This window comes from Mitsuaria sp. TWR114, assembly GCF_007997345.1.
Window position 1 is genome coordinate 1 of the sequence record NZ_VOSR01000739.1, and the last position, 653, is coordinate 653.

A 653-nucleotide genomic window follows, 5' to 3' on the forward strand; every position below is an offset into this window, starting at 1 on the left:
CCCCCCGCTGGGGGCGGGCCGGGGGCGGTTGATATGGTGTGCTACATCAGCAACACACCGGCGCCCCGGCGCCTCGCGTCATGCACAGCTGGAACGATCAAGCGCCGATCTATCAGCAGCTCGCCGACCGCCTCGCGTCGCAGCTGCTGGACGGCGATCCCCCCGAGGGCGAGGCGCTGCCATCCGTGCGCGCGCTCGCCAGCCAGTACCTCATCAATCCGTTGACCGTCAGCCGCGCGCTGCAGGCCCTCGTGGACGAGGGCCTGGTCGAGAGCCGCCGCGGCCTGGGCATGTACGTCCGCGACGGCGCCCGCGTCCGGCTGCTGCGCAGCGAGCGCGAGCAGTTCCTCCAGGAGGAATGGCCCCGCCTGCGGGAGAAACTTCGCCGCCTGGGCCTCCGCCCCCAGGACCTGAATTGGGAGGACGCATGAAGACGCTCATCGAGGCCAGCCACCTGAGCCTCCACTACGGCCGCAAGGCGGCCCTGCAGGACCTGACCTTCTCCATCCCCGCCGGCCGCGTCGTCGGCCTGCTCGGCCACAACGGCGCCGGCAAGACCACGCTGATGAAGACGCTGGTCGGCCTGAAGCAGCCCACCGGCCAGCTCCGCGTGCTGGGCCTGGACCCGCATGCGGACCGCGCCCGGCTGCTGA

Annotated in this window: 2 protein-coding genes; both read left to right on the plus strand. The window is 71.7% G+C overall.

The window, feature by feature from the left end:
- The first annotated feature begins 80 nt into the window (after positions 1 to 80).
- The gene (locus FUT87_RS23400; protein ID WP_091731914.1) at positions 81 to 431 is read left to right on the plus strand and encodes a GntR family transcriptional regulator; all 351 of its coding nucleotides are present in this window, start codon (positions 81 to 83) and stop codon (positions 429 to 431) included.
- On the plus strand, positions 428 to 653 hold a 226-nt coding region (locus FUT87_RS23405; protein ID WP_147242560.1), incomplete at its 3' end, for an ATP-binding cassette domain-containing protein. The genes FUT87_RS23400 and FUT87_RS23405, both read left to right, overlap by 4 nt.